The following is a 22,588-nucleotide window of genomic DNA, read 5'->3' on the forward strand; positions in this document are numbered from 1 at the left end:
GATTTTTCTGCACGGTTAATAGATGCTATGTCCATTCACGAGCACGGTGATAGCGTGCAACGTGGCTCGCGCAGACGCAGGTTGTCCATCCATTATAGCATCTGATGCCTCCAGCAGTTCTTGTAACGCAGAAAGTAAATTCCCCTCAATCATTCGCTGTCCTATTTCTGGCCAATGGCCGAAAGCTGCCACTGATTGTTTCCAGCTGGTCTGGTAAGCGTCCAGTATTCTTCAAACTTGACCGGTTCGGTCTTGCTTCCTTCAACCACCTGTCCGGTAGTGTCGTCAGTGGTGTAATCCAGCAGATTGGCATAGATCAGCGTAGTTATATAGTCTTGGCCAGATTCCTGCCAGGCTTCCACGATCTCAACGTTCCGTACAGCAATATTTTCCAGTCGATTAACCTTTTTTTCTTTGAGCAACCGGTCGATATCATCCTGAAGTGTGCGTCTAACCTCTGGTGTCAGCAATGCCCCGGCAAGTAAGAGGTCCCGATTCATCCAGGCGCTTTGAATCTGGAAGAAGATATCCAGAACCTGATCGGAGAAGCGTTGTTCATCAAAGGATGGGTCGAACTCCCTGATATGCGAAATACCGGCCGCCATATCCACAGGCGGAGAGATTGGTGCTTGTGTTGCCGATTGATACATGGAAGGTTCCCGGTAATCATCCATGGAATAAACATCCTGGCTGGACTGAGTTGCTTCTCGTTTGGTTTTTATAAAACGGTAGAGGAGGTAAATAATGCCGCCAATCAACAGTATTTCAAAGATCCCGATTCCACCGCCACCTGCACCACCCCAGCCACCTCCCATGCCAAGGCTGCGAAAGAGCATGCCGCCCAACAACCCACCGGCAATACCGCCGAGGATGCCACCACCCATATTGCGGAAAAATCCTCCGCCAGATGGTTGGGGTGCTTGATATGGTGGAGGGCTTGACGACCTGGGATCCTGTTGCGGTGTCCCCTGCCGATACGGGCTGGACTGAGGGGTAGGAGCAGCTGGCGTTGAATAGCTGCGTGAGCCCCGGCTCCCCATAGAGCGACCGCCACCCGCACGGGCCTGTGAGTCTTGAGGAGTAATAGAAATGAGCATAACCGCCGCAATGATGCAAAAAGCTGCGGTAAAAATTCTCTTGTACATAATATTCGTAACTTCCTTTTGAGTTCAGATGGTTAGTGTCGACAATCTACATTGTTGCATGGTGGTTTTTGAGGACTTTGCGGGATCTTGGTAACTTAAGAGACCAACGAGAGGTTCACTATGTTCCCTGATATAGGGGGGCATGAAGAATAAGAAAATTGATATTGCTGGATTTGATGAGACTTGAATGAGACTTTTGCCAGACTTTATGCGGACCTTCAGATGATGAGAAAATATTTTTCGGCGCGATTTCCATGTTAAGAAAATTGGCCGGTCAGTTCATAACTTTATGTGATTTTTGCAAATGAGCTAAGAAAATTTTACAACAAAACATTCATTTCCTTAACCGATGGTTTCATTACCCCAAAAAGGTCCATAATACATAAGGAGCTGTTTTCGCAGTTTTTTGGCCTGGGCTTCAGGTATATTCAGTTTTTGAGATGTTAATTTGAGTAATTTTGCATCCGAGATATCTTTTGTTTCGTGACGATAAACCTCTGAGTACCTAGCCCTGTTTTGTGTCGCTTTTTTCTGGGCTTCGTCAAGCAGCCTTAAATGAAGTTCTTGCCAGGTTGAATCCACGGAAACAGCTAGGTCAAACTCTTCCTGACTCATAAGCCGTACCGGTTCATAATCAGCACCCAAGGTTTTTTTAAATTCTTCTCCGATTGGTTCAGCGAGTTGTGTTGCGCTTGGAACCCCATAATCAATTCTGATTTTCCCTTCGGCATATTCCGCCATTCCAGCATTTATGCCAGTCCCTTTTAATGCCGGGCTTGGAATAGCATAGACGACTATCCACTCGCACTTTCTGTATTTATCCTTCAGTCCCTTGATTGCAGCCAAAAGAGTTGGTTTTACCTGCTCTCTTTTGATGTCGTGAGGGACCGCCACAAAAGCAGAAACAAGCGTGCCGCCATTTCTCGACTTACCTTCCTGCACCTCTACTCCAGCAACGGTGAAGTTTGCCAAGCCTCCTTTTGTGGCGCTTAGTGGGATAAGGCGGTCAATCGGGTTTTCCGAACACGCGGTGAATACTGAAAGACAACACACTGCAACCAGGATCATTCTATTCATTTTGTTCACCTTTATAGCCGCCTTCCTACCCAGACGACACGGCCAATAATTTTGAGCAGATCAGCGCTGTCTTCGGAGATAATTTCCGTGTCATAGCGAGGGTTATCTGGTTTCACCACAATACTGCCATCGAGCATGCGCTGGATGCGCTTGACGAGCAAGCCACCATTCAATTGTAGCGCATAAATTGACCCATCCAAAACACTTTTGGTGGTCATGTCCAGGAGTACCACATCCCCCTCGGAAAGGCTCGGTTCCATGGAGTCACCGATCACGCTGATCAGTGCCAGATCGCGTACCGAGACACCCAGAGTGTTCTTTACCCATTCCGCCCGAAAAGAAAGAAAATCGACCACCTGTTCACTGTGGATAATAGCCCCGCCACCGGCGCTGGCCTCTACCTCGTAGCGGGGGATATGGACAAAATCGCTTCCGATTGCTGGGGCTTCGGCACCCCCGGTGTCTCCACGGCGCACGGGGTCTCTTCCGGTGAGAATCCAGGCTGTTGACCCATAATGGCCGCTGGCAACTTTATACGCCCACTCAAGCGGCATAATCCCGCGCTTTTTAGCTCCAGAGACGCCGGGGGATTTTATTCCGAGATAATCAGCTAAGTCGCCATAGTTTTTCCATCCAGTGAGCGTGCGTATCCGATCCCATGCTGCGTCAAAGTTATGGTCAGAGTTTCGCTTCATAATTCAAAGATAACTCTGACGTAACTCTGACCTGCGTCTGGCATGGTCAGAGTTACGCATCTCATTGATGTTTTGTTTTTTATTGGCTTTCTTTTCATTTTTCACAAAAAAATAACTCTGACCATCAAGTTTTAATTTGACATCCATAAAAAATAACTTTAACTTATGTCTGAAAATAACTTTACGTTAGACACGTAACCGACAAAATTGGTGAAATTATGAACGACCTCCAAAGACTTTTCAGAGCACGCGGCATCAGTATGCAGGCGCTAGCCGATATCCTGTGTCTTGACCACCACTCGGTGCAAAAGAACGTCAAGGGAGTGAGAAAAAACCCTTTCATCCAGGGGCCGGTGGCTGGGTACCTCTGCCTGACCGTTGAGCAGTGTTTTGGACCACGTGCGGCCCGCCACCTCAAGCCGCTTATCGAGTGCGAGATCAATAGGAAGCGCACCGAATACGAGGGCAAGCTGAAAGCTAAATTCCTCGTTTCCCCCACAATATCAGCGCGGCGGAAAGCGGTCAATGGCTAAAAGGTCGAAAAAAGTAGACGTTGCCCCAGGCCAGATGAGCCTGTTGGATCTGCTGACCCAGGTCCAGAACGCGGCCCGCTTGGAAACTACGGGCGAAGAGGGAACTGCCAATGTGCGGGAACGGTTGCGGCTGGCCCTGTGCACGGCGATCAAGCAATGCCCACTCTCCCGCTGGGAGATAGCCGGGCGAATGAGCCACCTTCTGGGCTGCGAAATCAGCAAGTATCAGATTGATGCTTGGACAGCGGAGAGCAAGGACGGCCACCGGCTGCCCGGCGAGTATCTGCCCGCCTTCTGCCTGGTGACGGCAGACCACGGGCCGCTGCGCGTGCTGGCCGAGACTGCCGGGCTCTTCGCTTTGCCGGGGCCGGATGCCTTGCGGAGCGAGATCAGAAGGTTGGAGGAAGAGTCGCGGCGCATCAACGCCGAACGGAGAAAACGGGAACTTTTTCTAAGGGAGATGGAAAAGTGAATGAGTTTTGTAGCGCCAGGGAGCTGGCAGGTCTGCCTGGGATGCCGGGCACCGAGAGTGGAGTTATTCGTCTCGCCAAAAAGGCCGACTGGTTGTTCCGCCAGCGGGCAGGACGTGGCGGCGGGCGCGAGTATGCCACAGAATCACTCCCGGAAGAAACCCGTCTCTCCCTCATAGGCCAGCCAAATCAAAACCATTCACCGTCCGACCCAAACCTGCCCATGGCAATGCCCAAAGGAGAGGCCATACCCATAAAACCATGCGGCCCTGCGCCCGCTCTGTGCGAGGAGCAAAAGTCAAAAGCGCGGGCCAAATACGAGATGGTGCGGCTGTATGTGGCCTATCTTGCCAAGGCGCTCCACAAAAGAAAGACCCAGGCGCGGGACGAATTCATTCTACTGTACCAGGCCGGGGAGTGGCAGGCGCTGCGGGAGCTGCTGGGCGAGGTGCATTGGAAGACCATCGAGGCCTGGAAGCTCACCCTGCGCGAAACCGGCGACCCGTATAGCCTGGCCGACACGCGGGGCGTATCCAGGCGCGGCAAGACCGGCCTCAGTATCGAGCAAATGGGCATCCTGCGGACCTTCGCCCACCACCCGAACAAGTTGAAACCAGCGCATGCGGTGCGTTGGGCGCGGCTGGTGATGCGCAAACGCGGTATCGACACCATGAGCGGGGCCACCTATCAGCGCTACATAGAGAACTTGCGTGACAAGGATTACCCGCTCTGGATCTTCTGTCGCGAGGGCGAACAGGCCCTGGAAAACAAGTGCGGCTACACCATAAAGCGCGATTGGAGCAAGATCGCGGTGGGAGATCTGCTCACGGCGGACGGTCATGTGATGAATTTCCAAGTCATCAACCCCTGGACCGGCAAGCCCTGCCGCCCGGTGTTGATTCTCTGGTACGACTGTGCAAGCAACATGCCCCTGGGGTGGGAGCTGATGCCCACTGAGAACACGGCGGCGATCCACACGGCCCTGCGCCGGGCGATTATAGCCCTGGGAAAGCTGCCTCGGGTGGCATATCTCGATAACGGCCGCGCCTTTAAGGGCAAGCATTTTACCGGCGCAAGCGATTTCGATAATGGGGCCATCGCCGGACTGTACGCCCGGCTGGGTATTGCCACCACCTTTGCCACCCCGTACCACGGACAAGCAAAGACCGTTGAGCGCTTTTTCGGCACCCTGCTGGAGGCGGAGTCTATTTTACCCACCTACACCGGTAACTCGATCAGCAATAAGCCCGCCAGGCTGCACCGTGGCGAGAGGATGCACCGACAGCTGTGGGAGAAATACGGCGGGGCGCAGATCACCCTCAGCCTTGAACAGGCCCACGAGATTCTTGCGGCCTGGTTTGACGATTACGCCCTCAGGCCGCAACGCGGCCACCTGAACGGCAAGAGCCCGCTCGCTGTATTCGAACAGGGGCGCGGGCCAGGAGTGGACCAGGAGGATCTGCACGAGCTGATGATGAGCGTGGAGATCCGGTCGGTGAGCAAGGAAGGGGTGAAGATGTTCGGCGAATTTTACTACCACCCGGCCATCTATGGACGCCGTGAGCCGGTGGTGGCCCGCTTCGACCTGCGGGACCGATCCTGCCTGTATCTCTATGAAAAGACCGGCGAGTTCATTTGCCGGGCCGAGCCGCAAATAGGGGTGCACCCGGCGGCTCGCCTGCTGGGAAATGACGATGAACTGGATATTTTCAAGCAGGAGGCCGCCACCAAGCAGCGGATGAAGAGCCTGACCGTGGGTCCGGCCCGCAAGTTGCTGCGCACGGTGGTACTGCCAGAGCATCAGCGGCAACTAGAACAGATCGGCCTATTGCCGGACGGTGAAGAGAAAAGACAGCTCCCGGCTCCGACGGCAAAAGTGGTGCATATCGACGCAGAGAAGCTGGCCCGAGAGGTCGCGGAGAACGCCAGATACCAAGCAGAGGCTGACGAACGAGACTTCCGTGATGATCTGATGGCCCTTGAATCGTTCGATCGGTATGACCGTCTGCTGGAGTTGGCAGCCAAGGGTGTGGAACTGGCCGAGGAATGGACCGGCTTCATGGCCTTTTTCGAGAAGAGCGACGAGTACCTGGATTCACCGGAGTTTTGGGATCAGCGCCGGATGGCGTATGCCATCATGCACCGGGCGGAGCGGGTATCGCAGTAAAGATAAAAAAAAGGCCGGTGTTACGAGCACCGGCCATCCATCAACCCCAACCAAAGGGAGGTTTCATGTCAAAGCAGATTATAAAATTTAACCCGGCATTTGTCCAGACCAAAAACGTGCGTGGATTCGACACCATGATGAAAGGGCTGGCTATAGGCAAGGGCGGGGCCGGGGAAGGTGACGAGCGGCTGGGCTGCGTTTGGGGTCGGGCCGGGCGCGGCAAGACGCGCACGGTGCAGACCTGGGCGGCCAGAAACGGCTGCGTGTACCTCGAAACTGTCTCGGTATGGAGCGAGCTGGATTTTCTTCAGGCGCTCTGCCGCGAGCTGGGCCTCCGGCAATCCCCTGGCCGCCGGGGCCTGTGTTTCAAGGCGGCAATCGACGCGATGCTGGTTACGCCGAGGCCCATCTTTATTGATGAGATCGAGCGGTTCGGCCAGCGGTTTTTGGAGATTGTCCGCGACCTGGCCAAGATCACCGGCGGCATTATCGTACTGATCGGAGAAGAGGAGCTGCCACACCTGATGAAACAGAACCGGAGGATGTGGTCCCGCACCTACCGGGAGATGGAGTTTGATCCGGTCTCAGCCAGCGACATTGTTGCCTATGTGGGGCAGACAACCGGGCTTGCCTTGAGCGCCCAAGCTGCGGAGATGATGCACCAGGCCAGCGGCGGTGATCTTCGGGTTGTGCGTCGGGACACCATCAACCTGGCCCATGCTGCCACCAGCCTGCAACGTACTGGCGAGGTGGATGCGGAGCTGGCCAAGATCGCCTGTAAATGCGGCATGGGGGGCAAGTAAATGGCGCACGCTTCCTTTGCGAAAACAGTGCTGGATACCCTGACACGGATGGCCGGAGGCCATGGCGGGGAGGTAAGCGTTACTGATCTTTCCGGTGCCCTGATGATCCAGACCAGGGTCACGCACAAACGCATGCTCAACACGCTTTCTGATCTGAAAAATGCTGGCAAGGTGGTCCGGGTGCGCCAGGGGGTGTATGCCCTGATCCTGCGCGAGAACCAGCCGGAACTCCGGGAGGTGATGTGGCGGATCTTGCGGATGCGCCGCCGGGTCACGGTGGACGATCTGGTGGAGATGGCCGGGGCCAGCGTGAACTATGCCCGCGATTGGCTGTGTATGCTCGAAGGCCGCGAGGTGGTGCGCAAGACTTGCCCAGGCGGAGCGAGCAAGCCCCGTGTCTGGCATCTCATCAAAGACACCGTGGAGATGCCTGAGGACACAAAGCAGGCGGAATACCTCAGGGAGCGGCGCAAGAAGATAAAACAACAGGCCCTGGCGGACCTTGCGGCGGCACAGAAGCTGCTCGGTAAGGCGCACCAGGCCATAACGGAGATGGAGGAATAGCCATGGACAAGAATCAGACGGTACAAGATGCGGCTCACAGCATCCTTGACGATGTGGTCGCAGTGCAAACGGCGGTAAACGGGCAGTGCATGGTCCCGGTGGTGGTTCGGCAGGGGCTGCGTAACATCCAGATTCAGGCCAGGGCGCTGCTGGCTGGAGGGAAGGCAGAACCACTACCGGACGGACCAATCGGCCAAGGCTATCGGCTGGACGTACTTGAAGTGCTCCAGGGGTTGACCTCGGCGCTGGTCAACAAAACAGCCGGGGCGGATGGAGACAGAACCGACGATGAGCTGCATCTGATCGCCCTGGCTGCGGAGGCGGCACACAACCGGATCAACAATTATCTGCTGGTAAAGCGGGCAGAGAACATGATGCGGCGACGGGAGGGCGGCAATGGACTGGCTCAGCTTACTGCGTAAAGCGGTACGGGTCGAAGGCGGTCAAGCTGCCGTAGGCCGCAAAATAGACTACAGCGCGGCCACCATCAGCCTGGTGCTGGGCGGCAACTACAACGGCAGCACCGACGCGATCCGCGACAAGGTGCTGGAAATTTACGGAGGCAAGGCAATGAACGAAAAACCGGTGCCGGAAGGCTACAAACGCAATGCGGCAGGCAATCTGGTGCCCATCGAAAACATCAGAGAGATCGACCTGACCAGGGATGAGTTTGTCCTGGGCGTGATTAAGAAGGCGGAGCAGATCAGCGCCATGCTCGCCGAGTTCAAGGCCGCGCTGGCCGGAGACATCCAGGCCTTCCTGGAACTTTCCGCCGAGAGATACGGGGCCGACATGGGCGGAGCCAGGGGCAACCTGAGCCTGGTGAGCTTCGACGGCAAGTACAAGGTGCTGCGGGCCGTGGCAGACCGCCTGGAGTTTGATGAACGGCTCCAGGCAGCAAAAAGTCTAATCGATGATTGCCTGCGGGAATGGACCAAGGACAGCCGCTCCGAGATCCGGGCGCTCATCGACAACGCCTTCCAGGTGGACAAGAAGGGCCGGATTAATGCCAAACGAATCCTGGGCTTGAGGCAGCTCAAGATCGATGACCCAACCTGGCTCAAAGCCATGGAGGCCATCGGCGACGCCCTCACCGTGACCGGTTCCTGCACCTACTACCGGGTGTATGAGCGAGACGATCGCGGCGAGTACCAGCAGGTTCAACTGGATTTCTCGGGGGTGTGAGCGATGAAGCGCGGCGTGGACCCAGACAAGATAGTCACAGCCATGTTTCTTGTGCTAGTTGCCGGGGCGGCAATTTTCGCCCACGTCAACCAGCAGCTGCGGGTGGATATTGCCAGACTTGAAATGGAACGGTTGAACCAGGCTGGGTTGATCGGTTGGGTAAGTATCGACCAGGAAACGATGCAACTTTATTTTGTGGCAAAGCGGTAGTGCGAAACCGGGTTCTGGCCCGGTCATCCAGGCGTGGCTGCCTGGGTCTGATGATGCGGCCGAAGGATAAAAAATGAGCGCGGAACCATTGGAACAGGAAGAAGAACAACGCCCCTCACGGAACAAGCCGGTGGTGGTCAAGCTGCGCCCTGGTAGCAACGGGGTGAGGCTTGTTGGTTGTCCGGCCTGGCCAACAACAGGCATCTATGCCGGGGCCGGCATTGAGTGGTGTCGAGATAATCAAGGCAAGATGACGGCTTGCGGAAAGTGCAAGTGGAAAATAGCGTGAATAACTGCCAGGGCGGCTGGTGCGATTGGTGCCCGGTGAAGATACAACTGGAGTGCGAGGAACAACGGATGTCTCCCATAGAAAGGATCGAACACATCAGGCAATGCCTGCGGCGGATGAATCCGGTGCTGGGTTCTGAGCTGGCCGGGGCCGCTGCCATAGAGAAGGAATTGCAGGCCCTGGAGTTGATTTTCACCCGGCTTGGCGTGATGGTCGAGGCGTTGTCGCCCAAAGACCCGACCCGCTGTCCTGCCTGCCCCTACCCTGCATCCCTGGAGGCGATGACCAGAAACGCCTTGAACGGTGACACATGCGGTTGATCTGCCCAGGCTGCGGCCTCACCGCCTCGGTGGAGGCGTGGCTCAATGATGCTGAGGCCCGTGAGCTGCTGCTGATTGTGGCCCGCTTGCCGCATCCGCTACCGGAAGCCTGCCTGCCGTACCTGGGGCTGTTTCGCCCGGAGAACCGGGCCTTGAGCTGGAAGAAAGCGGGCCGGATCGTGGCGGAGCTGGCGCAGCTCGTTGGTTCCGGCCATGTCCAAGTGCAGGGTAAGCCCTCCCGGCCATGTCCGCCCAGGATCTGGGCCGAGGCCATGGGGCAGATGTTGGACCGGCGGGACCGGATCACCCGGCCCATGCCGAACCACAACTACCTGCGCCAGGTGGCCTGGCAGTTGGCCGACGAGGCGGATGCCAAGGGAGAGAAGCAGCGCAACGAAAGTGAACGGGCCGGGAACCAGCCCAGGGAACGCATTGTCAGCACAAGTCCGCTGGCCAAACTGATGGGGTTTGATTTTGATGATGAACAGAGCTGATCTTGCCAAGATCCACATCGCCAAGAAAGAGCTGGGCCTCACCGATGAGGCATACCGCGATATGCTGCACCTGCATTTTCAGGTGTCGAGCGCCAAAGACCTCAAGCCCCAGCAGGTTGTGGTGCTGCTCAACAAGTTTCGGGCCAAAGGCTGGAAGCCGAAGAAAAGCGCGGTTGTAAAACATGGCCGTTCTGCCCAGCGCCGTAAGGATGACAACTTTATCGAGATCAAGCCTGGGCCGAATGCAAAACAAAAGCGCTACATCCTGGCCCTGTGGAACGCCCTGGACTATGACGTTGCCAAGCTGCATGCCCGCTGCAAAAAGCAGTTTAATGTGGAGCGGTTCGAGTGGCTTGAAGATGCCCACGATCTGTTCGTCCTGGTCACGGATCTGCGTCAGCGGTGCATGAATGTCGGTATCGATCCGGAGCCAGGATGATTGACGAACTGGACGTAATAGAACTGCCGGAAGATGCGCTGCCGGAGATAGACCAGATATCTGGAGATCTGCGCCTGCTGGCTGAGTTGGTTGGTGTTGGAATGGCCTTGCGGATTGCCCAGGCTTTCGGCGGGACACCGATCCGCATCTATGGTGTGCAGAAATGGCTACGCCGCCACCGAGATCGCTGTATCCGTAAGGATTCAGACAAGGGCGTCTCCGCCGTCGAACTGGGCCGCAAATACAAGCTCAGTGAGCGGCACATCTGGAATATCCTCGGCACAGCAGAGGCGGATGAACGGCAGATGAGGATGTGGTGATGGAAGGCTGGAAAGGGAACGGCCAGCAAAAAAACGACACGATTGACGCCGGACTGGCTATACTGGCGATCATAGCCCATCGCGGCCAGAGATTGACATGCCAAGAGATCGCGGAAGTGTGCGACTGCTCGCGGTCACTGATCTGGCAGATCGAGCGCCAGGCCATGAAGAAATTGCGAGCGCGGCTGATTGCCGCCGGGCTACGCGATGCGCTGTAAGGAGCAATCAACCATGAAGAAAACAACGATAATCCTGTTCGCCTGCCTATGCCTTCCTGCAATCGCCTCCGCTGCGCATCTGCATAAGGAGAAGTGGTACCAAGATCAATGGTGCTCCGAGCATGGCGGACAGGCCGAGGTGGTTCTTCCGGACAGCACACGCGCCGATTGCATCACGGCCACCCATGCTGTCGAGCACGACTTCGGGCCGAAATGGGCCGAGGCCATCGGCCAAGCCCTTTATTACTCGCTGCAAACCGGCAAGCGGGCCGGGGTTGTCCTCATCCTGGAAGATCCGCAAGACCGCGTGTACTGGCTGCGGCTGAACAGCACGATCAAGCACTTCAACCTGCCGATCGATACCTGGTCAATCGGCCCGTCTCAGCAGTAATCTTCCCCCTAGGGGCGGCCCCTGCGCCGCCCCGCCTCATCGCTTTATATCCAGCACCTTTTTTCCCCACCCTGCAATCCCACTACTGAACCCGTTCAGCCTTACCCCCTCCCCCAAACCCCTGTAATTATATCCCTGAATGCACCACCCACCTCCCTTGCGCATCCGGGCCGGACTGTCCGGTCCGGATGCTTTTTCCACAAGGAGACACGATGAAGAAAAACATGATGCAGACCATGGGCCAGGCCAGACGGCTCCAGTATCTGGAGAACCTGCTTATGATCTGGCGTTGGCGGAGGGCAAACGCATGAGCCTCATGGCTACCAAGCATTTCTCACGCGACGAACTGAAGTGCAAATGCGGCTGCGATCGCATGGAGATCCCGCAACCCTTCCTCGACAAGCTGGAGGATCTGCGGACCGCCTTTGACAAGCCCATGATTATCAACTCCGGTTACCGCTGCCCCAAGCACAATGCGGAGGTTGCCGAAACCGGCGATGCAGGGCCGCATACCGTGGGCGCGGTGGATATTGCAATCTCCGGGGCAGACGCCCACAAGCTCTTGCAGTTGGCCTATCTGGTCGGCTTTACGGGGATCGGCATCAAGCAGAAAGGGCCGTTCGCAGCCAGGTTTATCCATCTGGACGATCTGCCACCTAACATCCATCCGCGCCCTCGGGTGTGGACCTATTAACCCACACGCATAGGAGAAAATCACCATGAAGAAGTTGTTGATGCTTTTGACTGCCTGCCTGGCCTGTTTGATTAGCACTGGTGTAGCCCTCGCTATGGAAGCGGCTGTGGTCGCTACTCCGGCCATGACCAACGCCTCCTTGCTGGATACCATCATCGCCAACAAAGCCGTGCTCCTGGCTGCGCTCCTGGCGGTCTCCGAAGTGTTGGCGCTTATTCCGGGCATCAAGGCCAACTCCATCTTCCAGTTGGTGGTCAACGGCCTCAAGTCCATGGCTGGCAAGTGACATGGCGGAAACCATTGCGGCGGTGATCGTCGGGCTCCTTGGCCTGCTGCTCAACGCCGCACTTACTGGAAAAAAGGAGCGGGAGCAAAGCCATGAAACCAAACGCAACGAGCTGCGCGAGGCGCTGGCGGATGACGAGCCTGCTGCTGTGCATGGCGCTCTTGGCGAACAGCATGACCGGGTGCGCGAAGCGCTACGTGGTCATGCCGGGGGGAGAGCAAGTGACCATCAGTAAACAGGAGCTGGACCAGCTCTACAGCGACAACGAAGCGCTGCTCAAGGCGTTGGAGGGGTGCAGGTAGTGGATCGTGAACCAATGGACGAGGGCGAGATAGCCCAGGACTATCAGGCTAGGCTCAATGCCGCAGCCATTGCCACCCACCGGGCAGAAATGACAAACCAGATGGCGGCTCCGTCTTTGGAGATCTGCGATGACTGCGAAGAGAAGATCCCGGAAGAGCGTCGCAAGAAACAGCCGGGCTGCACCAGATGTGTTGAATGCCAATCGCTGTATGAGCGCATAAAGGGGGGAATGTGACAGGAGAACACATTGCAATCGCCACGGCCATGGCCGAGATCCTGGGCAGTGTCGGCTCCTGGCCGATCGGACTGATACTGTTGCTGGTGGTGGTCTGCCCTTGGCTGACGCTGTTTCTGGTCAGCCGCAGCCTGGAACGGCGAGCAGCAGATCATGACAAGCAGAGCGTCATCACTGTTGCGACACTGAAGGAACAATTCAGCGCGACCCTGGAGGCGCACAACCAGCGATTCGAAGAGGTTGTCCGGATGTATGAGGACAACGTCCTGCTGGTCCGGGGCTATGAGAAGCTGGCCAACGACCTGACCAGCGTCATCCACCTCAACATCCAGGTGCAGACCCGTTTGGTTGAGAAGATCGACAACAACATGTACTGCCCGGCGATCCGGGAGAAGGGGCCGAGAGGATGATAGACACCGAACGACTAAAGCATCGGGGCCGCCTGGCTGAAAAAGAGCAGGAAGCAAAACGCCTGGCTTTGGGAATCCAGGGAGATATGGCGGCCATCCGAGATCTCTTGGACCCGTTCGCCAAGATCGAGGATCTGCATGCCGAGGTGGCAGCAACCCAGGCCGTAGAGCTGGCAGGCAAGCATGCCGAGTATTGTGGCCTGCTTGAAGAGATCAAGGCCCTCAATAAGGCCCTGGGGATCTGATCCATGCCCGAACCGTACTCCTGGGAGACCCGCGAACAGGCGGAGGAACTCTACATCATCGACGGCCTCACCTACGAGCAGACGGCGGAACGGACAACCGTTTCGATTTCGCAGCTCAAGCGGTGGGGCGGCGAAGACGGCTGGGTGGAACGGCGCAAGGAGTACCGCCAGGCTAAAAGCACAATCCGGCGGGGAGTAATGCTGGCCAAGGCCAAGGCGGTCAATGCCCTGCTCACCACCATGGACCCGCAGACGGCGTATGCTTTCGCCTCCCTGGTCAGCTCCGGCAAGATCATCGAGCAAGAGGCGCGGGATAACCGGGCCATGGCCCAGACTGACCCGGCCATGGGCACCATCGAAAGGCCGATCAAGACCGCAGAGGATGCGGTTGCCGCCCTACAGGAGACAGTGGAGAGAAAGATCAACACCATGCTCACCCAGCCCGGCGCGGTGTCGCTTGCCGGGATCAAGGAAATGCAGCAGGCCCTGGAGATGATCGAAAAGCTCAAGGCCAAGGGTGCCCAGGGCACGGGCACGGAGCCAGCCCAGGAAGTGGATGTGCAGGCACTTAAAGAACGGATCGAGAAGGTGTACGGAGCCTGATGTCAAAGATCTTCTACCCATACCAGCAACGCTGGGCCGCAAACGACAGCCGGTTCAAGATCGGCATGTTCGCCCGGCAGACCGGCAAGACCTTCACCACCACCTATGAGGTTGCGAAGGATTGTCAGCTTGTGGATGTGGCAGGCTCTCGAACCCGCTGGGTGATCCTTTCCCGTGGCGAGCGGCAGGCCAAGGAGGCCATGGAGGAAGGGGTCAAGCGCCACTGTCAGGCTCTGGGCAGCATCGTAAAAAGCTTCGAGACGGACTACCAGACCGCCGGGGCAAGCTACAAGGCCTTGGAGGTCGAGTTCCCCAACGGCTCACGGATTACGGCTCTGCCCGCCAACCCGGACACGGCTCGCGGCTTTTCGGCCAATGTCTTTCTGGACGAATTTGCCTTCCATGCCGACAGCCGCAAGATCTGGACCGCCCTCTTCCCCGTGATCTCCGCCGGGCACAAGCTGCGGGTGGTATCCACCCCCAACGGCAAGGGCAACAAGTTCTACGACCTGATGACCGGCAGCGATGATGTCTGGTACCGGCAGACCACCGACATCTACCAGGCCGTGGAAGACGGGTTGCCCCGCAACATCGAGGAGCTGCGGCTAGCCCTGGGCGATGACGATGCCTGGGCACAGGAATACGAATTGAAATGGCTGGACGAGGCCTCGGCCTGGCTCAGCTTTGAGTTGATCAGCGGTTGCGAGGATGACCAGGCTGGCAGGCCGGAGCTGTACACAGGCGGCCCCTGTTATGTGGGCGTGGATATCGCGGCCCGGAATGATCTCTTTGTGATCTGGGTGGACGAGCTGGTGGGCGACATTGCCTGGACCCGCGAGGTGATCACCCAGCGCCGCATCAGCTTTGCCCAGCAAGACGCCTTGCTCGATGATGTGTTTGCCCGTTACCGGGTGCTGCGTTGCTGCATGGACCAGACCGGCATGGGCGAAAAGCCGGTGGAGGATGCGCAGCGCCGCCACGGCACCAGCCGGGTGGAGGGAGTGCTCTTCACCGGACCCAACAAGCTGGCCATGGCCACCCTGGGCAAGCAGGCATTCGAGGACCGCAAGAGCCGCATCCCCATGGGTGATCCGGCTCTGCGCGCCGACCTGCACAAGCTCAAGAAGATTACCGGCCCCACGGGCACGCCCCGCTTTGTGGCTGACTCGGACGCTACTGGCCACGCCGACCGGGCCTGGGCCAAGTTCCTGGCTGCCAATGCGGCTGCCACACCCGGCTTCGACCCAGTAATCCACTCCACCGGCCAGATGCGCCCGGCGGCAGGCTACTCAGACTTTACCGGCGTTGCTGGTCGACGTGACACAGTGGGGTTCTAAATGGCGATTGAAGAAAAACTGAGAGAAGAGATCGCCACCATCGGCAAAGACCCGATGATCCCCGCCTATGGCGGAGTGCTGCGCAACCAGGACGACACCCTGCTCTCCAGGGGCGGCGGCAAGGGGCTCAAGATCTATGACGAGATCGAGCGGGACTGCCACGCTTTTTCCGTACTTCAAAAACGCAAGCTGGCCATCATCGCCCGCGAATGGCAGGTGCTGCCCGCTTCGGATAGCGCCCTGGATAAAAAAGCCGCAGAGCTGGTTCAGAGGCAGTTGAGCAATCTCAAATTCGACCAGATGTGCCTGAAGCTGCTGGATGCCACGCTCAAGGGATACAGCGTTGGCGAGATCCTCTGGGAGACCGACGGCTCTGAGATCGTGGCAGCCAAGGTCAAGGTAAAGCCGCAGCGGCGCTTTATGTTCGATGAGGACCAGGAGCCGCGCCTGCTCACTCTGAACAATCTGTTTCCCGGCGAGCCGTTGCCGCCAAGGAAGTTCATCGTTCATCGTTACGGCGAGAAAGACGATGACAACCCCTACGGCCTGGGCCTCGGGCATAAGCTCTTCTGGCCGGTCTTTTTCAAGCGGCAAGACATCACCTTCTGGCTCACCTTCGTGGACAAGTTCGCCAGCCCCACGGCCATGGGTGAATACCCATCCGGCACCAGCGATGCTGACCAGAAAAAATTGCTGGCCGCAGTATCGGCCATTGCCTCCGAGGCCGGGGTCATCGTACCTCAGGGAATGGTGGTCAAGTTTCTGGAGGCAGCCAGGTCGGGCTCCATCGATACCTATGAGCGCCTGGCCCGTTACATGGACGAGCAGATCAGCGAATGCGTGCTGGGAGAGACGCTCTCCACCAATATCGGCAGCAGCGGCAGTCTGGCGGCGGCTAAGACCCATAACGAGGTGCGGCTGGAGCTGGCCAAAGGCGACTCAGACTTGTTGTCCGACACCATCAACGAGACTGTGGTCCGCTGGATCGTGGAGTTCAATTTGCCCAATGCCAACCCGCCCAAGGTGTGGCGTGATTTTTCCGAGGGCGAGGATCTCAAAACCCGCTCTGATACGGACAAGAACCTGAGTGATATGGGGTGGGAGCCTGACGAGCAGTACATCAACGACACCTACGGCGGCAAATGGACGAAGAAGCTATCAGTCTCCGGCCCCCAGCCGTCAGCGACAGGTGGCCCGCCATCGGCGCAATTTGCCGAGGCTGCTCAGGATGCCGTAGATCTGCTCACCGAGCAGACTCTGGCCGAGGCTGACGGCTCCAACATGGTGAATGAAGTGTACCGGCTGCTGGCCGAGGTCGGCAGCCTGGAGGAAGCCCAGGAGAAATTGCTCGATGTCTACGACCGCATTCCGGTGGCTGCGACCGGCGAGACCTTGGGCAACAGACTGTTCCAAGCCGACCTGACCGGTCGTGCCGAAGTGCTCGATGAGGCGGGCAAATGACGACCGCCGAATACGGCAGCCTGGCCTTTGAGGAAGCGGAAAAATTCTTCCGCGACAAGGTCCGCATCCCCACTCGGCAATGGGATGACCTGAAGAAGGGCCAGCATGCCAGGGGCTTCATGATCGCGGGGGCGCAGCGGGATGACATGCTTTGCGATTTCCAGGTGGCGCTGCGCAAGGCTATAGAGCAGGGCACTACCCTGGAGACGTTCCGTAAGGACTTCGACCAGATCGTGGACCGCTACGGCTGGAGCTATAACGGCGGCCAAGGATGGCGCACCAGGGTGATCTACGACACCAACCTGCGCACCTCATATATGGCCGGGCGCTACAAGCAGATGACCGATCCTGACGTGCTGGCCTACCAGCCTTATTGGCGGTATCGCCATGGCGACAGCCGCAGGCCCAGGCCCCAGCATCTTGCCTGGAATGGACTGGTGCTGCCGCATGATGACGGCTTTTGGTCCAGCCATTACCCGCCCAACGGCTGGGGTTGCAAATGCTCGGTTGAACCACTCTCCGAGCGGGATATGGGACGGATGGGCAAGAGCGGACCGGACAAAGCGCCGCCTCTCGTGATCGATCCCAAGACCGGCACGCCGGTGGGTATTGACAAGGGCTGGGATTACAACGTGGGCGAGGCAGCCTGGGGTAAGCCGCTCTCCGAAAGCACCATGAACGAATGGCGGGCGCAGGGCGCAAAGGCATGGGCCAGATTGACGCCGGGCGATTGGAAAAGCAATGGTCGGCCAGAACGCATCCCGGCGGACACCCCAAAGGCGGCTCTTGGCCCCAAGCTCACCTCCACCGGCGCGGCGGCCAAGGCGTTGACCGAGATCATGGGTGGCGAGGAGCGGATCTATACGCTGCCTTCCGGAGGCAAGATGCTGGTAAACGCCGAGAGCCTGGCAAGCCATGTCGATCTTGACCGCACCCCGTATCTGCCGTTGTTGCCGGAGGTGCTGGAAGATCCCTACGAAACGTGGCTGTCTTTCGAGCAGCACAAGGGGACAGGCAAGGTGGTGCTGCGGCAGCGGTTGGTCAAGTTGGTGCAACTGGACAAGGATCGCGGGGTGCTGGTCACGGCCCAGGCGAAGAACGGCATGCTGGAGGCGTGGACGCTGGTGCCGACTTCAGATCGGAATTATCTGAACAGGCAACGGGATGGGAAGTTGTTATGGGGCAGGAAGTAAAACAGATGGGGCCCTCACTCTCTCCGCAGCAGAGCGGGCGGCCAGGTGCCGGTTATCGGGACTGCGGCCCAACCAGCACCATCGTTTGGATAATGTAGCTCAATTCACGGGGATTGTCAAATGGCCGGAGCCTTTAAAATCATCAGCAAGATCGACGACCGCGAGATCATCAGGGCTCTCGATCGCCTGCATGCCAAAGCGAGAAGGCTTGCCCCGGCCTTCAAAAACATCGGTGAGGTGTTGCTGCGCTCCACCCGGGATCGATTCAGCAACCAGACAGATCCGGACGGTCGCCCCTGGCAGCGGCTCAAGGCATCTACCGTTGCCAGCAAATCTCTTCGCGGCCATAGCGACAAGATTTTGCGGCAGCGGGGCTACCTGGCGGACTCGATCAGGTACCAGGCGGACGAGAATGGCGTCCGGATCGGCACCAACCGGATATACGGCGCGATCCACCAGTTCGGCGGCAAGACTCGGGCGCATGTGATCCGGCCGAAAAACAAGAAGGCCCTGGCCTGGCCAGGGGGAAGACACCCGGCAAGAGCGGTGAATCACCCTGGGTCCAATATCCCGGCCCGGCCATTTCTGGGGATCTCGCGGCAGGACCGTGACCGGATACTGGAGGTGGTCTCCGATCATCTCAGGATGAAAATGTAAATAAAGGCCCGTTGCGGCGTTTTGGTCGACAAAACGTCTGGAGGCACGGGCGAAGATGCCCGCGCCTCACACAAGAGAATCTAAAGATGTTTTAAACGCGGTTGGCAATGGAGGACAGCATGAAAAAAACGTTGGAAATTTTCAAGCCGGGGAAACACACCGCTCTCAATGGACAGACCCTGGCGTTCAGTGAAGCGGATCTGCGTGCCACCATCGCGGCGTATGACCCTGGGCTGCACGAGGCCCCTCTGGTTGTCGGGCATCCTGGAATCGATGCCCCCGCCTACGGCTGGGTAAAGGGCCTCTCGTTCTCCGAGGGAGCCATGGCCGCAGAGCCGGACCAGGTTGATGCGGCCTTTGCCGAATTGGTCAACGCAGGACGGTTCAAGAAGATCAGCGCCAGTTTCTACTTGCCGGACGCGCCGGGCAACCCTGCGCCAGGGGTTTATTACCTGCGCCATGTCGGATTTCTCGGAGCGCAACCCCCGGCGGTGAAGGGGCTCAAGAATGCAAGCTTTGCCGCCTCCGAAGAGGGGGTAATTGAGTTCGGCCAGTGGGAAGACCGGACCAACGCAGGATTATGGCGCAGCCTGCGCGACTTCCTCATCGGCAAGTTCGGACTGGAAGAGGCAGATCGGGCTGTCCCTGATTACGGGGTAACAATACTGGCTGAGGAGGCGGCAAGACCAGAGCCGTCGGAAGAAGATGCCTCCACATCGCTGTTTGCGGAGAGGCAACACCATAACAAGGAGGATGTCCACATGCAGACACCGGAACAACTTGCCGCCCAGGAAGCGGCGCTGCAACAGAAAGAGGCCGCTTTTGCCGAACGTGAGGTGAAGCTGCTGCAACAGGAGCGAAATGCCCGCCATCAGGCGCACCTGGATTTTGCCGAGGGACTGGTGAAGGAAGGCAAAATGCTTCCTGCGCTCAAGGAACAGGCCGTGGCCATGCTCGACTTCGCCGCTGACCGTGAGGACGGGCAGAAGATCGAGTTCGGCGAGGGAGACGGGAAGAAGAGCGTGCCCGCCTGTGAGTTGTTCAAGAACCTCCTCTCCGGCCAGCCGAAGATCATTGAGTTCGGTGAGGTTGCGAAGCCCGAGGGAGAAAGGACCACGGTTGAATTCGCCGCAGCGCCTGGTTGTGTCGTCGATCCCGCCGGTCTTGAGTTACACCACAAGGCCCTGGCTTATCAGCGCCAGAACCCAGGCACCGCGTATATAGACGCCGCCAAAGCCGTATAATAACAGTCCACATCTCAAGGAGAAAATCATGTCAAGACAAGCACAACAGATCATGGGCCTTTCTATCACTGCCACTGGCGTCATCGGCGAATATCGATTCGTCACCCCGGCCTGCGCTCAGGCCGGGGCTGCGGTCAATACTCTGGGGGTTGCCAGGATGGCTGCCGCCCTCGGCGACTGCATTCCGGTGGATGTTTTGGGTACTGCCGTCGTTGAAGCCGGGGCTGCCTTGACGGCTGGAGGACTTTTGGAGACCGACGCCTCGGGCCGCGCGGTGAACAAGGCCGCCGGTGTCGCGGTGGCTCGACTGCTGCCCGGTCAGGTTGCCACTGCCGCTGGTCAATTCGTCGAAGTATTGCTGATCCCGAATTAAACCCAGGCGGGCATGACGTATCGAGCCCGCACTATCCTACAAGGAGACCATCATGTTGAATGCAGCAGCTACACGGGTAATCAACCCGATCCTTTCCACCTATGTCCAGGGCTACAGACAGGCCGACTTGGTCGGCGACACCCTCTTCCCTCGGGTTCCGGTCGAGATCTCTGGCGGCCAGATTCTTGAGTTCGGTAAGGAGCACTTCAAGCTCTACAACTCCCGCCGAGCGCCCGGTAGTGGTACCAAGCGCATCTCTTTCGGCTACCTGGGCAAGCCCTTCGCCCTGCTAAATGACGCTCTTGAGGCCCCGGTCCCGAGAGAATTTTTACGCGATGCCGCGATAGTACCCGGCATCGACCTTGGCCAGCGGGCGGTAAGCACTGTCATGCGCTCTCTGCTCTTGGGTCTTGAGTCGGCACAGGCGACCTTGGCCACCGATGCCGCCCAGTACGACGCCAACCACAAGGTCACCCTGGCCGGTACCTCGAAATGGTCCGACCCGGCATCCGATCCTATTTCCCAGATGGACACCTATAAGGAAGCCATCCGCTCTTCCGTCGGCATCCGGCCCAATACCTTGTTGCTCTCAGCCCAGGCCTTTTCGGCGGCCAAGACCAACGCCAAAATTCGGGCGCAGTTCCAGTACACGAACCCCGACTCCGTTACCCTGGAGATGCTGAAACGGGTCTTCGACGTGCAACGGATCGCGGTGGGCGAGGCGGTTGTCTCCGATGATGCCGGGGTGGTGACCGACGTCTGGGGTAATAACGCCATCCTGGCCTATGTGCCGGATAGCCCCTCAGGCATGGAGCAGCCTTCCTACGGCTACACCTATACCCTGACCGGTCATCCCCTGGTGGAAGAGCCCTATTACGACAACAACGCTAAAAGCTGGATTTACGGTGTGGGCTTCGAGCGGGTGCCGGTGCTTTCCGGCATTACCTCCGGCTACCTGATCCAGGCTGTCAAATAAGGAGATATGACCATGAACTATCCCGTGAAAGAACCCTTGCTGTTTGACCGCCCGACCCCCTATCTGCCGGGCGACACTGTCACCATGCTCCCGGAGGAGGCCGAGTCCTTGATTGCCAACGGCATCCTCGGAGAAGGAACCCCCGGTAGTGAAAAAGCACCGCTCAATGTAGCCGACACCGTCAAGCTGGTGCAGGCGGCCAGCACGGTGGAGGAACTCGAAGGGCTGGCCGCCGAGGAAACCAGAAAGGGCGTGCTGGAGGCTATTGCTAAGCGCCGCACTGAATTGGCGGCATAAGCGGCCATGTACTGCACGTTGACTGATATCCGGGCCACGGTGCCGGAGAACGACCTGGTCCAGTTGACCGACGACTCAACCCCGGCGGTGGCTGTCAACCAGGTGAACGTGGACCGGGCCATAACCGACGCCGGGGAGCTGATAGACGGCTATCTCAGGGGGAGGTATCCCCTCCCCCTGTCCCCGGTGCCGGGCCTGATCAATACCCTAGCCGCTGACGTGGCGATCTATCGGCTCTACGCCAGGCGGATAAAGCTCACTCCGCCGGAAGGCGTTACCGAGCGCTACAAGAACGCCCAGAAGCTCCTGGAGCAGATCCAATCCGGGAAGATTTCTCTCGGAGCCGAGAACACAGGCGGCGAGGTGACACCAGAGACTGGCGGCCCGCAGTTTAACGCGCCGGATCGTGTATTCAGCAGGAATACCCTGGAAGATTATTGATGCTCACCCAGATTGAAGACGCGATTGTCGATCGCATAAAAACAAAGCTGGCTGCCACTGCCGGGATGGTTTCCGTGCAGAAAGGGGCAGAAGGCCTTCCGCACCCTGCCGTTTATGTCTCCACCGAGGCAGCGAGGTTTGAGAAGGTCACCATGCAGAGCTACCGCCAGGAGGTGACTATTTTTGTCGATGTCATCTTTTCGCATCTGGCCAGCGAGGGTGAGCGGCGCAAGGGTGTTTATCTGATCCTGCAAGGCATCGTGCAAACCCTGCTGCTGCAAAATCTGGGTTTGGCCATCAAGGAGCTGGTGCCGCGCAACTGGAAGAATGTCACCACCGAGGAATTCAGGGAGAAAGGACTCATTGTCTACTCGCTGGAGCTGGCCACCTCGTTTGTTATTGGAAAGCTCGATGAAGAGGTGGTGGCGGATCTTCTGACCGTCGGCCTCAATTACTATCTCAAGCCTGGCGACGACACCGTCGATGCCAGTGACACCGTAACGTTATAGGAGG

35 protein-coding genes and 1 other RNA gene are annotated in these 22,588 nt (G+C 58.0%); 33 read left to right on the plus strand and 3 right to left on the minus strand.

Annotated elements, in window-relative coordinates:
- Positions 1 to 161: 161 nt before the first annotated feature.
- From ACZ46D_RS13340 to ACZ46D_RS13350, 3 genes are all read right to left on the minus strand, one after another.
- Entirely contained in the window at positions 162 to 1,097 is a 936-nt protein-coding gene (locus tag ACZ46D_RS13340; protein ID WP_464929292.1) for a Tim44 domain-containing protein, read from the minus strand.
- A gap of 390 nt (positions 1,098 to 1,487) precedes the next feature.
- Positions 1,488 to 2,222: a hypothetical protein gene (locus ACZ46D_RS13345; protein WP_464927931.1), complete on the minus strand. Its 735-nt coding sequence runs from the start codon at positions 2,220 to 2,222 to the stop codon at positions 1,488 to 1,490.
- Positions 2,223 to 2,233: 11 nt separating this feature from the next.
- On the minus strand, positions 2,234 to 2,917 hold the full coding sequence (locus ACZ46D_RS13350; protein ID WP_464927932.1) for a LexA family transcriptional regulator: 684 nt from the start codon (positions 2,915 to 2,917) through the stop codon (positions 2,234 to 2,236).
- Positions 2,918 to 3,135: 218 nt separating this feature from the next.
- Here ACZ46D_RS13350 and ACZ46D_RS13355 point away from each other — a divergent pair, with 218 nt between their 5' ends.
- From ACZ46D_RS13355 to ACZ46D_RS13515, 33 genes are all read left to right on the plus strand, one after another.
- Complete coding sequence (locus tag ACZ46D_RS13355; RefSeq protein WP_464927933.1) at positions 3,136 to 3,450, plus strand: hypothetical protein; 315 nt, start codon at positions 3,136 to 3,138, stop codon at positions 3,448 to 3,450.
- Positions 3,443 to 3,922, plus strand: coding sequence for a hypothetical protein (locus ACZ46D_RS13360; RefSeq protein ID WP_464927934.1), 480 nt, complete (start codon positions 3,443 to 3,445; stop codon positions 3,920 to 3,922). Before ACZ46D_RS13355 ends, ACZ46D_RS13360 begins: the two co-directional genes overlap by 8 nt.
- Positions 3,919 to 6,087 carry a transposase gene (locus ACZ46D_RS13365; protein WP_464927935.1) on the plus strand — a complete coding sequence of 723 codons (2,169 nt, stop codon included), beginning with the start codon at positions 3,919 to 3,921 and terminating at the stop codon, positions 6,085 to 6,087. The genes ACZ46D_RS13360 and ACZ46D_RS13365 overlap by 4 nt, the downstream gene beginning before the upstream one ends.
- Before the next feature lie 65 nt (positions 6,088 to 6,152).
- Positions 6,153 to 6,890, plus strand: a complete 738-nt coding sequence (locus tag ACZ46D_RS13370) for an AAA family ATPase (protein WP_464927936.1) — start codon at positions 6,153 to 6,155, stop codon at positions 6,888 to 6,890.
- Positions 6,891 to 7,454: a hypothetical protein gene (locus ACZ46D_RS13375; protein WP_464927937.1), complete on the plus strand. Its 564-nt coding sequence runs from the start codon at positions 6,891 to 6,893 to the stop codon at positions 7,452 to 7,454. It begins immediately after the preceding gene.
- A gap of 2 nt (positions 7,455 to 7,456) precedes the next feature.
- The gene (locus ACZ46D_RS13380) at positions 7,457 to 7,876 is read left to right on the plus strand and encodes a hypothetical protein (RefSeq protein WP_464927938.1); all 420 of its coding nucleotides are present in this window, start codon (positions 7,457 to 7,459) and stop codon (positions 7,874 to 7,876) included.
- Positions 7,851 to 8,639 carry a DUF3164 family protein gene (locus tag ACZ46D_RS13385; RefSeq protein WP_464927939.1) on the plus strand — a complete coding sequence of 263 codons (789 nt, stop codon included), beginning with the start codon at positions 7,851 to 7,853 and terminating at the stop codon, positions 8,637 to 8,639. The genes ACZ46D_RS13380 and ACZ46D_RS13385 overlap by 26 nt, the downstream gene beginning before the upstream one ends.
- A gap of 3 nt (positions 8,640 to 8,642) precedes the next feature.
- A complete protein-coding gene (locus tag ACZ46D_RS13390; RefSeq protein ID WP_464927940.1) occupies positions 8,643 to 8,849 on the plus strand; it encodes a hypothetical protein in 207 nt (68 codons plus the stop codon).
- An RNA gene (locus ACZ46D_RS13395) (hammerhead ribozyme type II) lies at positions 8,849 to 8,914 on the plus strand. Before ACZ46D_RS13390 ends, ACZ46D_RS13395 begins: the two co-directional genes overlap by 1 nt.
- An 8-nt stretch (positions 8,915 to 8,922) precedes the next feature.
- Positions 8,923 to 9,138 carry a hypothetical protein gene (locus ACZ46D_RS13400; RefSeq protein ID WP_464927941.1) on the plus strand — a complete coding sequence of 72 codons (216 nt, stop codon included), beginning with the start codon at positions 8,923 to 8,925 and terminating at the stop codon, positions 9,136 to 9,138.
- Positions 9,139 to 9,206: 68 nt separating this feature from the next.
- The gene (locus ACZ46D_RS13405; protein WP_464927942.1) at positions 9,207 to 9,458 is read left to right on the plus strand and encodes a hypothetical protein; all 252 of its coding nucleotides are present in this window, start codon (positions 9,207 to 9,209) and stop codon (positions 9,456 to 9,458) included.
- The gene (locus ACZ46D_RS13410) at positions 9,449 to 9,952 is read left to right on the plus strand and encodes a hypothetical protein (RefSeq protein WP_464927943.1); all 504 of its coding nucleotides are present in this window, start codon (positions 9,449 to 9,451) and stop codon (positions 9,950 to 9,952) included. Before ACZ46D_RS13405 ends, ACZ46D_RS13410 begins: the two co-directional genes overlap by 10 nt.
- A complete protein-coding gene (locus ACZ46D_RS13415) occupies positions 9,936 to 10,391 on the plus strand; it encodes a regulatory protein GemA (RefSeq protein WP_464927944.1) in 456 nt (151 codons plus the stop codon). The genes ACZ46D_RS13410 and ACZ46D_RS13415 overlap by 17 nt, the downstream gene beginning before the upstream one ends.
- The gene (locus tag ACZ46D_RS13420) at positions 10,388 to 10,711 is read left to right on the plus strand and encodes a Mor transcription activator family protein (protein WP_464927945.1); all 324 of its coding nucleotides are present in this window, start codon (positions 10,388 to 10,390) and stop codon (positions 10,709 to 10,711) included. Before ACZ46D_RS13415 ends, ACZ46D_RS13420 begins: the two co-directional genes overlap by 4 nt.
- Positions 10,711 to 10,929, plus strand: coding sequence for a sigma factor-like helix-turn-helix DNA-binding protein (locus ACZ46D_RS13425; RefSeq protein WP_464927946.1), 219 nt, complete (start codon positions 10,711 to 10,713; stop codon positions 10,927 to 10,929). The genes ACZ46D_RS13420 and ACZ46D_RS13425 overlap by 1 nt, the downstream gene beginning before the upstream one ends.
- A gap of 13 nt (positions 10,930 to 10,942) precedes the next feature.
- Positions 10,943 to 11,320 carry a hypothetical protein gene (locus tag ACZ46D_RS13430; RefSeq protein ID WP_464927947.1) on the plus strand — a complete coding sequence of 126 codons (378 nt, stop codon included), beginning with the start codon at positions 10,943 to 10,945 and terminating at the stop codon, positions 11,318 to 11,320.
- A 307-nt stretch (positions 11,321 to 11,627) separates the two neighbouring features.
- Entirely contained in the window at positions 11,628 to 12,014 is a 387-nt protein-coding gene (locus tag ACZ46D_RS13435; RefSeq protein WP_464927948.1) for a D-Ala-D-Ala carboxypeptidase family metallohydrolase, read from the plus strand.
- A 25-nt stretch (positions 12,015 to 12,039) separates the two neighbouring features.
- Positions 12,040 to 12,300, plus strand: coding sequence for a hypothetical protein (locus ACZ46D_RS13440; protein WP_464927949.1), 261 nt, complete (start codon positions 12,040 to 12,042; stop codon positions 12,298 to 12,300).
- Position 12,301: 1 nt separating this feature from the next.
- Complete coding sequence (locus ACZ46D_RS13445) at positions 12,302 to 12,535, plus strand: hypothetical protein (protein ID WP_464927950.1); 234 nt, start codon at positions 12,302 to 12,304, stop codon at positions 12,533 to 12,535.
- Between the two features lie 66 nt (positions 12,536 to 12,601).
- Positions 12,602 to 12,838 (plus strand): TraR/DksA C4-type zinc finger protein, encoded by a 237-nt coding sequence (locus tag ACZ46D_RS13450; RefSeq protein WP_464927951.1) that lies wholly within the window; start codon positions 12,602 to 12,604, stop codon positions 12,836 to 12,838.
- Positions 12,835 to 13,248, plus strand: a complete 414-nt coding sequence (locus ACZ46D_RS13455; RefSeq protein WP_464927952.1) for a hypothetical protein — start codon at positions 12,835 to 12,837, stop codon at positions 13,246 to 13,248. Before ACZ46D_RS13450 ends, ACZ46D_RS13455 begins: the two co-directional genes overlap by 4 nt.
- Positions 13,245 to 13,493 (plus strand): hypothetical protein, encoded by a 249-nt coding sequence (locus ACZ46D_RS13460; protein WP_464927953.1) that lies wholly within the window; start codon positions 13,245 to 13,247, stop codon positions 13,491 to 13,493. The genes ACZ46D_RS13455 and ACZ46D_RS13460 overlap by 4 nt, the downstream gene beginning before the upstream one ends.
- A gap of 3 nt (positions 13,494 to 13,496) precedes the next feature.
- Positions 13,497 to 14,096, plus strand: coding sequence for a hypothetical protein (locus ACZ46D_RS13465; RefSeq protein WP_464927954.1), 600 nt, complete (start codon positions 13,497 to 13,499; stop codon positions 14,094 to 14,096).
- Positions 14,096 to 15,433, plus strand: coding sequence for a terminase large subunit domain-containing protein (locus tag ACZ46D_RS13470; protein ID WP_464927955.1), 1,338 nt, complete (start codon positions 14,096 to 14,098; stop codon positions 15,431 to 15,433). Before ACZ46D_RS13465 ends, ACZ46D_RS13470 begins: the two co-directional genes overlap by 1 nt.
- The gene (locus ACZ46D_RS13475; RefSeq protein WP_464927956.1) at positions 15,434 to 16,894 is read left to right on the plus strand and encodes a DUF935 domain-containing protein; all 1,461 of its coding nucleotides are present in this window, start codon (positions 15,434 to 15,436) and stop codon (positions 16,892 to 16,894) included.
- Complete coding sequence (locus tag ACZ46D_RS13480) at positions 16,891 to 18,087, plus strand: PBECR2 nuclease fold domain-containing protein (RefSeq protein ID WP_464927957.1); 1,197 nt, start codon at positions 16,891 to 16,893, stop codon at positions 18,085 to 18,087. The genes ACZ46D_RS13475 and ACZ46D_RS13480 overlap by 4 nt, the downstream gene beginning before the upstream one ends.
- A 120-nt stretch (positions 18,088 to 18,207) precedes the next feature.
- A complete protein-coding gene (locus ACZ46D_RS13485) occupies positions 18,208 to 18,744 on the plus strand; it encodes a phage virion morphogenesis protein (RefSeq protein WP_464927958.1) in 537 nt (178 codons plus the stop codon).
- Positions 18,745 to 18,863: 119 nt separating this feature from the next.
- Positions 18,864 to 19,988: a peptidase gene (locus ACZ46D_RS13490; RefSeq protein WP_464927959.1), complete on the plus strand. Its 1,125-nt coding sequence runs from the start codon at positions 18,864 to 18,866 to the stop codon at positions 19,986 to 19,988.
- Positions 19,989 to 20,016: 28 nt separating this feature from the next.
- A complete protein-coding gene (locus ACZ46D_RS13495) occupies positions 20,017 to 20,361 on the plus strand; it encodes a capsid cement protein (RefSeq protein ID WP_464927960.1) in 345 nt (114 codons plus the stop codon).
- Positions 20,362 to 20,413: 52 nt separating this feature from the next.
- Positions 20,414 to 21,337 carry a major capsid protein gene (locus ACZ46D_RS13500; RefSeq protein ID WP_464927961.1) on the plus strand — a complete coding sequence of 308 codons (924 nt, stop codon included), beginning with the start codon at positions 20,414 to 20,416 and terminating at the stop codon, positions 21,335 to 21,337.
- 12 nt (positions 21,338 to 21,349) lie between these two features.
- Positions 21,350 to 21,634, plus strand: a complete 285-nt coding sequence (locus tag ACZ46D_RS13505) for a hypothetical protein (protein WP_464927962.1) — start codon at positions 21,350 to 21,352, stop codon at positions 21,632 to 21,634.
- A 6-nt stretch (positions 21,635 to 21,640) separates the two neighbouring features.
- On the plus strand, positions 21,641 to 22,075 hold the full coding sequence (locus ACZ46D_RS13510) for a gp436 family protein (protein ID WP_464927963.1): 435 nt from the start codon (positions 21,641 to 21,643) through the stop codon (positions 22,073 to 22,075).
- Entirely contained in the window at positions 22,075 to 22,584 is a 510-nt protein-coding gene (locus ACZ46D_RS13515) for a phage protein Gp37 (protein ID WP_464927964.1), read from the plus strand. The genes ACZ46D_RS13510 and ACZ46D_RS13515 overlap by 1 nt, the downstream gene beginning before the upstream one ends.
- Positions 22,585 to 22,588: the final 4 nt, after the last annotated feature.

This window comes from Thiovibrio sp. Mzg5 (genome assembly GCF_055379285.1).

Bases quoted from the DNA above. Each gene is read 5' to 3' on its own strand.
- ACZ46D_RS13340 (WP_464929292.1), bottom strand. From the start codon at position 1,097: ATGCTCATTTCTATTACTCCTCAAGACTCACAGGCCCGTGCGGGTGGC.
- ACZ46D_RS13345 (WP_464927931.1), bottom strand. From the start codon at position 2,222: ATGAATAGAATGATCCTGGTTGCAGTGTGTTGTCTTTCAGTATTCACC.
- ACZ46D_RS13350 (WP_464927932.1), bottom strand. From the start codon at position 2,917: ATGAAGCGAAACTCTGACCATAACTTTGACGCAGCATGGGATCGGATA.
- ACZ46D_RS13355 (WP_464927933.1), top strand. From the start codon at position 3,136: ATGAACGACCTCCAAAGACTTTTCAGAGCACGCGGCATCAGTATGCAG.
- ACZ46D_RS13360 (WP_464927934.1), top strand. From the start codon at position 3,443: ATGGCTAAAAGGTCGAAAAAAGTAGACGTTGCCCCAGGCCAGATGAGC.
- ACZ46D_RS13370 (WP_464927936.1), top strand. From the start codon at position 6,153: ATGTCAAAGCAGATTATAAAATTTAACCCGGCATTTGTCCAGACCAAA.
- ACZ46D_RS13375 (WP_464927937.1), top strand. From the start codon at position 6,891: ATGGCGCACGCTTCCTTTGCGAAAACAGTGCTGGATACCCTGACACGG.
- ACZ46D_RS13380 (WP_464927938.1), top strand. From the start codon at position 7,457: ATGGACAAGAATCAGACGGTACAAGATGCGGCTCACAGCATCCTTGAC.
- ACZ46D_RS13385 (WP_464927939.1), top strand. From the start codon at position 7,851: ATGGACTGGCTCAGCTTACTGCGTAAAGCGGTACGGGTCGAAGGCGGT.
- ACZ46D_RS13390 (WP_464927940.1), top strand. From the start codon at position 8,643: ATGAAGCGCGGCGTGGACCCAGACAAGATAGTCACAGCCATGTTTCTT.
- ACZ46D_RS13400 (WP_464927941.1), top strand. From the start codon at position 8,923: ATGAGCGCGGAACCATTGGAACAGGAAGAAGAACAACGCCCCTCACGG.
- ACZ46D_RS13405 (WP_464927942.1), top strand. From the start codon at position 9,207: ATGTCTCCCATAGAAAGGATCGAACACATCAGGCAATGCCTGCGGCGG.
- ACZ46D_RS13410 (WP_464927943.1), top strand. From the start codon at position 9,449: ATGCGGTTGATCTGCCCAGGCTGCGGCCTCACCGCCTCGGTGGAGGCG.
- ACZ46D_RS13415 (WP_464927944.1), top strand. From the start codon at position 9,936: ATGATGAACAGAGCTGATCTTGCCAAGATCCACATCGCCAAGAAAGAG.
- ACZ46D_RS13420 (WP_464927945.1), top strand. From the start codon at position 10,388: ATGATTGACGAACTGGACGTAATAGAACTGCCGGAAGATGCGCTGCCG.
- ACZ46D_RS13425 (WP_464927946.1), top strand. From the start codon at position 10,711: ATGGAAGGCTGGAAAGGGAACGGCCAGCAAAAAAACGACACGATTGAC.
- ACZ46D_RS13430 (WP_464927947.1), top strand. From the start codon at position 10,943: ATGAAGAAAACAACGATAATCCTGTTCGCCTGCCTATGCCTTCCTGCA.
- ACZ46D_RS13435 (WP_464927948.1), top strand. From the start codon at position 11,628: ATGAGCCTCATGGCTACCAAGCATTTCTCACGCGACGAACTGAAGTGC.
- ACZ46D_RS13440 (WP_464927949.1), top strand. From the start codon at position 12,040: ATGAAGAAGTTGTTGATGCTTTTGACTGCCTGCCTGGCCTGTTTGATT.
- ACZ46D_RS13445 (WP_464927950.1), top strand. From the start codon at position 12,302: ATGGCGGAAACCATTGCGGCGGTGATCGTCGGGCTCCTTGGCCTGCTG.
- ACZ46D_RS13460 (WP_464927953.1), top strand. From the start codon at position 13,245: ATGATAGACACCGAACGACTAAAGCATCGGGGCCGCCTGGCTGAAAAA.
- ACZ46D_RS13465 (WP_464927954.1), top strand. From the start codon at position 13,497: ATGCCCGAACCGTACTCCTGGGAGACCCGCGAACAGGCGGAGGAACTC.
- ACZ46D_RS13470 (WP_464927955.1), top strand. From the start codon at position 14,096: ATGTCAAAGATCTTCTACCCATACCAGCAACGCTGGGCCGCAAACGAC.
- ACZ46D_RS13475 (WP_464927956.1), top strand. From the start codon at position 15,434: ATGGCGATTGAAGAAAAACTGAGAGAAGAGATCGCCACCATCGGCAAA.
- ACZ46D_RS13480 (WP_464927957.1), top strand. From the start codon at position 16,891: ATGACGACCGCCGAATACGGCAGCCTGGCCTTTGAGGAAGCGGAAAAA.
- ACZ46D_RS13485 (WP_464927958.1), top strand. From the start codon at position 18,208: ATGGCCGGAGCCTTTAAAATCATCAGCAAGATCGACGACCGCGAGATC.
- ACZ46D_RS13490 (WP_464927959.1), top strand. From the start codon at position 18,864: ATGAAAAAAACGTTGGAAATTTTCAAGCCGGGGAAACACACCGCTCTC.
- ACZ46D_RS13495 (WP_464927960.1), top strand. From the start codon at position 20,017: ATGTCAAGACAAGCACAACAGATCATGGGCCTTTCTATCACTGCCACT.
- ACZ46D_RS13500 (WP_464927961.1), top strand. From the start codon at position 20,414: ATGTTGAATGCAGCAGCTACACGGGTAATCAACCCGATCCTTTCCACC.
- ACZ46D_RS13505 (WP_464927962.1), top strand. From the start codon at position 21,350: ATGAACTATCCCGTGAAAGAACCCTTGCTGTTTGACCGCCCGACCCCC.
- ACZ46D_RS13510 (WP_464927963.1), top strand. From the start codon at position 21,641: ATGTACTGCACGTTGACTGATATCCGGGCCACGGTGCCGGAGAACGAC.
- ACZ46D_RS13515 (WP_464927964.1), top strand. From the start codon at position 22,075: ATGCTCACCCAGATTGAAGACGCGATTGTCGATCGCATAAAAACAAAG.